This is a genomic window from Mesorhizobium sp. CNPSo 4689, assembly GCF_057784325.1.
Map to the genome: position 1 here is coordinate 80,455 of NZ_JBWLUZ010000024.1, position 7,599 is coordinate 88,053.

Below are 7,599 nucleotides of genomic sequence, written 5' to 3' on the forward strand. Positions count from 1 at the left end.
TACAATTCTTCTTGAGTGTGCTCCCTCGCGAGCAGGCCATCCCAGCAAAACGGGATGCGCCTGCTCTTGTAATCGTGATTCCGGAAGCCGGCTCAGGCTTCTGGAATCATGCACTAATTCGCGCTGGCTACCGGCGCCACCAGCGAGGTGATGCGGCGGATGGCGACGCGGCGGTTCTCACGGTTGGGACCCGACGTGTCGACCTTGAGGTACTCCTCGCCATAGCCCTGCGTCGTCAGGTTCTCCGGCGGGATGCCGAAGGCATTGGTGAGCGCCTCGGCGACCGCTTCGGCGCGCCGGTCGGACAGAGCGAGGTTCGCCTCCGGCGTGCCGACGGCGTCGGTATGGCCTTCGATCAGGAAGGTCTCCGCCGGGTTCTTCTTCAACAGCTTCTCCATGGCGCCGGCGACGCCGTCGAGCTTCTGCACTTCGGTATCGGAGATGGAGGCCGAACCGAATTCGAAGTTCAACGTGTCGAGATCGACGCGGCGGGCAATGTCGCGCACGCGGGCCGAACGCTTGACCTCGTCGATCGAGTAGAGGCGCTGGACCCGCTCCACCGGCGGCTGTTCGAGGAAGGTGTAGTAGTCGTCCGGATCCTCGACCTCCTCGGAGTCCAGGATGTACTCCTCGCGCGGAATGGTGAGCCGCATCGGCGGCAGGTCGTCGCCCGGATCGCGCCAGTCGCCGTCATCCTCATAGTGCCGCTCATCGACATAGCTCAGCACATATTCGCGTCCATCCGGCGCAATGCGCGAACGCTGGATGACGTCGCCGTAGCGGTTGCGGATGGTGACGATCCGGACGCCGTTGTCACGCTCGACAATTTCCCGGGTGCGATCGCCCGACAGATCCTCATAGTACACGTTCCTGGCGCCGCGGTGCATGCGCGGAGCGTCATTGCTTTCCACGATCGTCTGGTTGTTGAACTGCAGGATGACGCGGTCGCCGAGTTCCCTGACGACGTCGACGCCTTTCGGACGCCGGCGGTCGCGGACGTTCTCATCGGGCGCGCGCTCGACGCGCTTGCCCTTTTCCTCCGTAACCGGGGCGATCTTTTCAGGCTGGATTGCCTGCTGGGCGGACTTGTCGTCGGTGGGCGGCGGTCCCTGGTCGACCGGGGCAGGCTCTGGAACTTGCGCCTGCTCGCCATTCTGCTGGGCGGGCTGGTTGGCCTGCTCGCCACTCGCATTCTCGCCTCCCTGCTGGCCGCTCTTGCCCTTGCGCCTGCGCAGGACGTCCTTCTGGCTGTCGAGGATGGGGGCTGCGTCCTTGTCGGCCGGGGCTTCACCCTGGGCCGCATTTTCACCCTGGGCCGGCTGTTCGCCGGTCACGGGCTGCTGGCCAGTTGCGGGTTGTTCGGCCGTCGACGGCTGTTCTCCGGTGGCCGGCTGCTCTCCCGTCACCGGCTGTTCGCCGACAGGCTTCTTGCCGCGCTTCTTCTTGCCCTGAGGCTGTTCGCCCTCGGCGGGTGCTGCCTGCTGCTCGGGCTGAAGCGGTTCGGCCTGCGGAACCGGCTCGCCGGCCGGCGCTGCCTTCTTGGCCGGCGCCTGCTCGGCGGGCGCGGCTTCGATCTGCTGATCCTGCTTGCGCTTCTTGCGCAGGGGCTGTTGGTTGTTGTCATTTGCCGGGGCCGCCTGCTCGGCGGGCTGTTCGGTAGGTGCGGCCTCCTGCTGCTGGTCGCGCTTCTTCCTGCGCGGCTTGATCGGCTGCTCTTCGTTTGCCGGAGCCGCCTGTTCGGCGGGCTGTTCGGCAGGCGCGGCCTCGATCTGCTGCTGCTGGTCGCGCTTCTTCCTGCGCGGCTTGATCGGCTGCTCTTCGTTTGCCGGGGCCGCCTGTTCGGCGGGCTGTTCGGCAGGTGCGGCCTCGATCTGCTGTTGCTGGTCGCGTTTCTTCCTGCGCGGCAACTGCTCCTCAGCGGCAGGCGCGGCCTGTTCGGCCGGAGCCTGTTCGGTTTGCTGCTGTTGATCACGCTTCTTCCTGCGCGGCTGCTGCTCCTGCTCGCCCTGCGCCGGCGCGGCCTGCTGTTCCGGTTCCTGCTTCTTGCGTTTAGGCTTCTGCTCCGGCTCCCCCTGCTGTTTCTGCGCACAGGCCTCTGCCGATTCGCCTTCGGCACAGGCTGCTTGCGCCAGGATCAGCGGTGCGGCGGTGTGCTGCAGAGGGGCGAAAGCGGCACTGTCCTGCAGCGGATACGCGCCCAACGGCGCGGATGCCATCAGCAGGCCAATTGCTGTGCCTGCCAGAATCCGTGGTTGGCGTTTCATCTCAAATTCTCCTTATGGGGTCCCATCCCTGCCCAAACTTTCATCATCCGGATTTGGTTCCGGCTTGCGGGGCATTACTGGCAACGAAGGACGATTGACCGGCCTTTTGAAGGCAACTTCGTGTTTTTCGTATGGTGCCGGCCGCATTTGCGGCGATCGAGTGGCACAGGCCGCCTTTGCAGCGATGATGGCGCTTGACCTTGGCGTCGGTGAGGGCCACATCGGCACAATGGACGCGCCGTTCTGGAAAACCAAGACGCTCGAGGCGATGACGCCGGCCGAGTGGGAATCGCTCTGCGACGGCTGCGGCAAATGCTGCCTGTCGAAGCTCGAGGACGAGGACACCGGCGAAATCTACTGGACAAGCGTCGGCTGCAGGCTGTTCGACGCCGAAAGCTGCCGCTGCGCCGACTATGCCAACCGGCTGGCGCGCGTTCCCGATTGTGTCGGGCTGACGCCGCAGAATGTGCGCACGATCACCTGGTTGCCCAGGACCTGCGCCTACCGGCTGGTGGCGGAGGGGCATGATCTCTACTGGTGGCACAGGCTGGTTTCGGGAAGCGCCGAGACCGTGCACGAAGCCGGCATCTCGATCCGCGGCCGGGTCAAGGCCAACGAGACGGACCTGGCCGAACCAGACGATTATTTCGACTATATGCTCGACGACGAGCCCTGACTCGATTTTCGCCGCAAGCTCGATTTTCGCCGCAAAGCGGTAGCAAATACCACGCGCCGACCCGGCTTTGCCCGGAACCGGCGAGGCGATAGGGCGTTTGAGTTCCGATCGCCAACCGATGATTTGCCACATGAACCGAAGATGAATGGGCGGTTCGCAAAGAGTTCAGACTGGCAAGTGCATTGTTGCCGCATCGGTTCACGAGGACGGGCGAGAGCCCTCAACAAGGAGAGAAGACGATGTTCAACACCATCAAGACGGCAACCCTTTCGGCCCTGGTCGGCCTCGGCACGCTGGCCGCCATCCCGGTCGCCCATGCCGATAGCATCTATCTCGGCTTCGGCAACAACAATGAACCGCGCGTCGGTGTCTATAGCGGGGATGATGATGGCTACCGCCGTGAGCGCGACTGGCGCCGCCGTGGCTGTTCGCCGGACCGCGCCCTCGACAAGGCCGAGCGCATGGGCCTGCACCGTGTCCGCATCGTTGATGTCAGCCGCCGCACGGTCAAGGTCGCGGGCCGCCAGTATGGCGATCGCGTCGTGGTCGTATTCGCCAACGAGCGCGGTTGCCCGGTCATCTATCGCTAGGATCAGCTGAAGATCAGCCTTGGGCATGATCTTCTGCGAAGATCAGCCCTGAGTAGCAGAGTCCCTTTTCGCCAGGACGGAAGGGTGCGGCTCAAAAAACCCCGGAGGACCAGTCCTCCGGGGTTTTTCATGTCTTGTGCCGATCCGACTTTCGTCCCGTCGATGGCGGCTGACGGCGCTTACTTCAGCTCGAAGATGACGGTGACCTGCACCGCGTAGGAGTTTTCGCCGGCCTGCACCGGAACCGCTGCGCCCGCGGCATCGAAGGCCTTGGCGTTGATCGGCATTGGGGGCGGGGCGATGTTCTGATCGGTGATCTCCAGCACCCGCCCGATGCCGACGCCCGCGGCTTCGGCCAGGGTCTTGGCCTTGGCCATGGCGTTGGCGACCGCCTTCTTGCGGGCCTCGGTCACGGCGGCGGACGGATCCTCGTTGGAGAAGGCGATTCCGCCGCCCTGGTTGACGCCGAGCGACACCGCCTTGTCGAGGATATCGCCTGTCTTGTCGATGTCGCGGATACGCACCGAAAGCGTGTTGGTCACCTGGTAGGCGACGAGCTCGGCCTCCTGGCTGCCGTCCGGCTTGTTGGTGTAGTTGTAGCGCGGGTTGATCTGGATGCCTGCCGTCTGCAGGTCGCGGTCCTTGATGCCGGCCGATTTCATCGCCGCGATCACGGCGGCCATGGCGTCGTTGTTGGCATCGAGCGCTGCGCGCGCCGTCTTGGCCTCGCGCATGACGCTGAGCGTCAGCAGCGCCAGATCGGGTGCTGCGGTCGCCTGGCCTTCGCCCGACACGATGATGCGAGCCGCAGGCTGCGAATCGGCGGCGCCGGCCATCGCCGGAAAAGCAATCGCGGCGGCGAGCGCCAAGGGCATGAGTGTCAGCGGCAAAAGATGTCTGGTCATCAAAATCTCCTCGGTCTGCGATCCAGTCGCATCTGGCAACTAGGGCGCGAATATGGGCTGATTTGGGCGATCGCCGCCAGCCCATCCGGAAAGCCTTGTGCCGGCCGGGGAAAAACACTAATCCAGCCGCGTGGGGCCTGTAGCTCAATGGTTAGAGCCGGCGGCTCATAACCGCTTGGTTGGGGGTTCGAGTCCCTCCGGGCCCACCATTGTCGTTATTTATCAATGCGTTAGAGGGTGGTTCGCCACGAGGTTCGCCAATAGGTTCGCCAAGCATCGGCTTGCGCGTCACGAGACGCACGACTCGATCCATCCCCTGGACCGCCAGCCGTACCTGCGATGCCTCGCGCGAATAGAGCTCCGCATGATCGATATCGTCGTGCCCTAGTACGTCCATGAGCTGTCTGGTTGAGGCCTCGGCCTCCGCCAGATAAACACCGAGCGACTTCCTCAGACCATGTAGGGTCAGACCCTTCGGAAGACCGGCAAGCTTGCACCAATGCGCCATCATCCCAGTCAGTGACTTGGCGGAGAAGGGCTCACCATAGCCGTTGACCAGAACGGTCTCGCCGCGCCTGTCGGCTGCATCAAGGATCTCAGACAGCATCGGTGTGATCGGCACGAAAAGCCGTTTGCCACCTGTTCGTCCCTTGTTCTTGGCCTGAACGATATCAAACCCGTCGAAGTGACGCTCGACACCATCGATGAACACACGGCGGGTGACCCTCTGATCCCAGCGCAGGCCCGCGACGTCGCCGCGGCGGTTGCCGAGCCAAAGCGCCAAACCGTAGCAAGTGCGTGCCGCGGTGCCGAGCTGCCAACGGTTTTCGAATTGCGCCATCGCTTCGCGCGACCAGGCTTTCCAACCGGCATAGGCGGGCCGCCACTCGACCGCCGCTGTGGGATCGATTTCGATCCAGTCTTGCCGCAGCGCGACATAAACTAGCTTGCGTATGCCCACCAGCAGATGCTTGGCCTTATGGGGCGTGGCGATGAAGCGGCCAAGAAGCTCTTCAATATGGATACGTCTAAGGTTCTTAACCGCTACCTCCCGCCAGATGAGTGGGTGATCAGGGACCACTCGCAGTTCTAGAAATTCTTCAATCAGCCTCGTGTTCTTGCGCTTGCTGGCTTCGTCCAGCGCCAGCCACTTGACTGAGATCTTCAACCGTTGAAAGGCCGCTCCAAATGTACCGGGCAGGGAGGCTCCAGGCATACGAACGACGGGAGCCTTGGGGACTTTCCGGCCCTCGACCGCTGCTTGGTATGCGTCCTTGAATCCTGGCTGATTGGGAGCGGGTAGACTCACTACACGCTCTTTCGTTCGATAGCGCCAGCGAAGTTTTCCATGGCGATCGGTGTAGGAGGAGAGGCCGGGATATTTGTCGGTCATGGTAGAATGAATCTATTCTCTGCGATGATTCCCTTGCAGCAGGAAGTCGACGATATTCTCTTCATCGTCTCCAGGTAGTTCGGCAAACGCCGCTTCGAGTTTAAGGCGATCCCAAATCACACGGCCGTCAACTTTCTTCGGCTTCGGCATGCGGCGGTCAGCAACCATCTGGTCGAATTTGGTTATGCCCACGCCAACATATCGGGCGGCTTCTTCGCGTGAGAGGCCGCGAGGAGGATAGGAGAGGGTGTCGCTTTTCATGATCTCGCCGCCGGCATGTGTCCGCCCTGGTGCACGGACTTCCGTTCAGAGATCAGGATCTAGATTGTATCAACCTCCGCCGGAAGGGCGCCGATCAAGCCCTGCGGTAAATTGCGGTCGGGGCGTACAAATAGGATGGTTGTGTGAGTTCAGGGGTTCGAGTCGGGAGAGCGCTACCACCTTTCCCCCCATTCGGAAAACCTGCAATATTTTCTACGATGCTGCGCATGATAGAACCGATCTCGGTGCTGCCACAACCTGCTTCAAATGCACAGGTTTGATTGAGAGGATTGTCAAATGACGGATTGCACGGTTCCCGGCGCTTTTCAGACATTTAGTCAGTTGCCATTAGAAACATACAGATCGCGACGTTTGCGGACCAAGACCTGACTCGGCGATGACATCCTTTGCTTAGTTGCACCCAGCCATCAGGGTTGGACCAGACCGGCACGACGGGCCGCTTTTAAGAATGCCCTTCTTGCTTGTTGCGGAGCCCGCCAACCCTCCAAGGAGTCGCGGCAAGTGCGGCACGCTGCCCGATAGCTCGGTCCTCTCGCCCATTCTGGCCATTGGTCGTGGAGGCACTCGAGCGCTTCCGAGCAACTGGCAACCATGCGCTCCCTTGAGGGTTTCAGGCGCAGTCTCACTGGTTCAGGAAATCGAATATCCCTCATAGCTTCCTCCGCTCCCACGGTTCGATTACATCGACTTGTTGTAATGGCTTCCCGAAGCGACGCCCAAGGCGCCGACTGCGTTAGCCGCGACGATGTCCCCTGCGGCCAGTACAAGCAAATCCATGCGACGGGCGAAGGCAACAAAAGTGCTGCGAGCGGTTTCGGCATCCACCTTGCCGGCGAGGGCTGCCCTGCAGGCATTGAGCGCGATGCCATGAGCAGCGTTCCGCTTCGATGGCGGCCATTCCTCGAGCAGGACGAAGGCGTCTTTTACGCTTTGAATGTCGGTCGGAAACCCAAGACCCACGAGCACCCTCACGGGCTGCTGAAATTGATTGTGTTCCATGTTTTCCTCCGTTTCACGTGGTTAGCTCAATCGATCGGAAGCCTCGCCAGGCGCCGCAAAAGGTTGCGTGCGTAGCGCCTTAGCCTGTCGAACTCCCGTTTCCAGGGGCGCCTTTGCCTTCGGTAAGATTCCGCGCAGCCAGAAACATCACCGTGTATGCTGCCTTGCGCCGATCCCAACCGGCGTGCTCCGCTCGGTCAAGGAGTTCGGATAGGATTGGGTCGAGCGCGGTTTTCAGATCCGCTTCGTAGTTCAGGTCGGCGGCCGCGCGCGAGGGCGGCGGGATAACGTCTAGTTTCATCACGTTCATGGTCTCACCCTATGTCGGAAAAGTCCGCGCTCCATGGAGCGCGGACACCGCTGCGTTTCCTCAGAAGTCCATGCCGCCACCCGGCATTGCCGGAACTGCGGGTTCCTTCTTCGGCTTCTCGGCAACCATCGCTTCCGTCGTTACCAGCAGGCCGGCAACCGATGCCGCATCCTGGAGCGC

8 protein-coding genes, 1 tRNA gene and 1 pseudogene are annotated in these 7,599 nt (G+C 62.1%); 3 read left to right on the forward strand and 7 right to left on the reverse strand.

Translation table 11 applies throughout. From position 1 onward, the window contains the following. Positions 1 to 113: 113 nt before the first annotated feature. Positions 114 to 2,264, reverse strand: a complete 2,151-nt coding sequence (locus AC04SI_RS24455) for an OmpA family protein (RefSeq protein ID WP_404279809.1) — start codon at positions 2,262 to 2,264, stop codon at positions 114 to 116. Between the two features lie 229 nt (positions 2,265 to 2,493). On the opposite strand from AC04SI_RS24455, the gene AC04SI_RS24460 reads away from it, so the two are divergent. Both AC04SI_RS24460 and AC04SI_RS24465 read left to right on the forward strand, forming a co-directional pair. Continuing rightward, positions 2,494 to 2,940 (forward strand): YcgN family cysteine cluster protein, encoded by a 447-nt coding sequence (locus tag AC04SI_RS24460; RefSeq protein ID WP_404279976.1) that lies wholly within the window; start codon positions 2,494 to 2,496, stop codon positions 2,938 to 2,940. Between the two features lie 239 nt (positions 2,941 to 3,179). Beyond that, a complete protein-coding gene (locus AC04SI_RS24465) occupies positions 3,180 to 3,530 on the forward strand; it encodes a hypothetical protein (RefSeq protein WP_404279806.1) in 351 nt (116 codons plus the stop codon). A 179-nt stretch (positions 3,531 to 3,709) separates the two neighbouring features. Here the strand turns inward: AC04SI_RS24465 and AC04SI_RS24470 are convergent, their stop codons facing one another. After that, a complete protein-coding gene (locus tag AC04SI_RS24470) occupies positions 3,710 to 4,435 on the reverse strand; it encodes an SIMPL domain-containing protein (RefSeq protein ID WP_404279804.1) in 726 nt (241 codons plus the stop codon). 133 nt (positions 4,436 to 4,568) lie between these two features. Between AC04SI_RS24470 and AC04SI_RS24475 the strand changes: the two genes are divergently transcribed. Further along, positions 4,569 to 4,644 (forward strand) — tRNA-Ile (locus AC04SI_RS24475). A gap of 143 nt (positions 4,645 to 4,787) precedes the next feature. Here the strand turns inward: AC04SI_RS24475 and AC04SI_RS24480 are convergent. From AC04SI_RS24480 to AC04SI_RS24500, 5 genes and pseudogenes are all read right to left on the reverse strand, one after another. Next, positions 4,788 to 5,828, reverse strand: a pseudogene (locus tag AC04SI_RS24480) (tyrosine-type recombinase/integrase); the annotation flags it as partial. Positions 5,829 to 5,840: 12 nt separating this feature from the next. Next, the gene (locus AC04SI_RS24485; protein WP_404279700.1) at positions 5,841 to 6,089 is read right to left on the reverse strand and encodes a hypothetical protein; all 249 of its coding nucleotides are present in this window, start codon (positions 6,087 to 6,089) and stop codon (positions 5,841 to 5,843) included. Between the two features lie 428 nt (positions 6,090 to 6,517). Continuing rightward, positions 6,518 to 6,763, reverse strand: a complete 246-nt coding sequence (locus AC04SI_RS24490) for a DUF982 domain-containing protein (protein ID WP_404279698.1) — start codon at positions 6,761 to 6,763, stop codon at positions 6,518 to 6,520. A 25-nt stretch (positions 6,764 to 6,788) separates the two neighbouring features. Then, complete coding sequence (locus AC04SI_RS24495) at positions 6,789 to 7,109, reverse strand: DUF982 domain-containing protein (RefSeq protein ID WP_488475045.1); 321 nt, start codon at positions 7,107 to 7,109, stop codon at positions 6,789 to 6,791. A 79-nt stretch (positions 7,110 to 7,188) separates the two neighbouring features. Beyond that, entirely contained in the window at positions 7,189 to 7,419 is a 231-nt protein-coding gene (locus tag AC04SI_RS24500) for a hypothetical protein (protein ID WP_404285064.1), read from the reverse strand. Positions 7,420 to 7,599 lie beyond the last annotated feature (180 nt).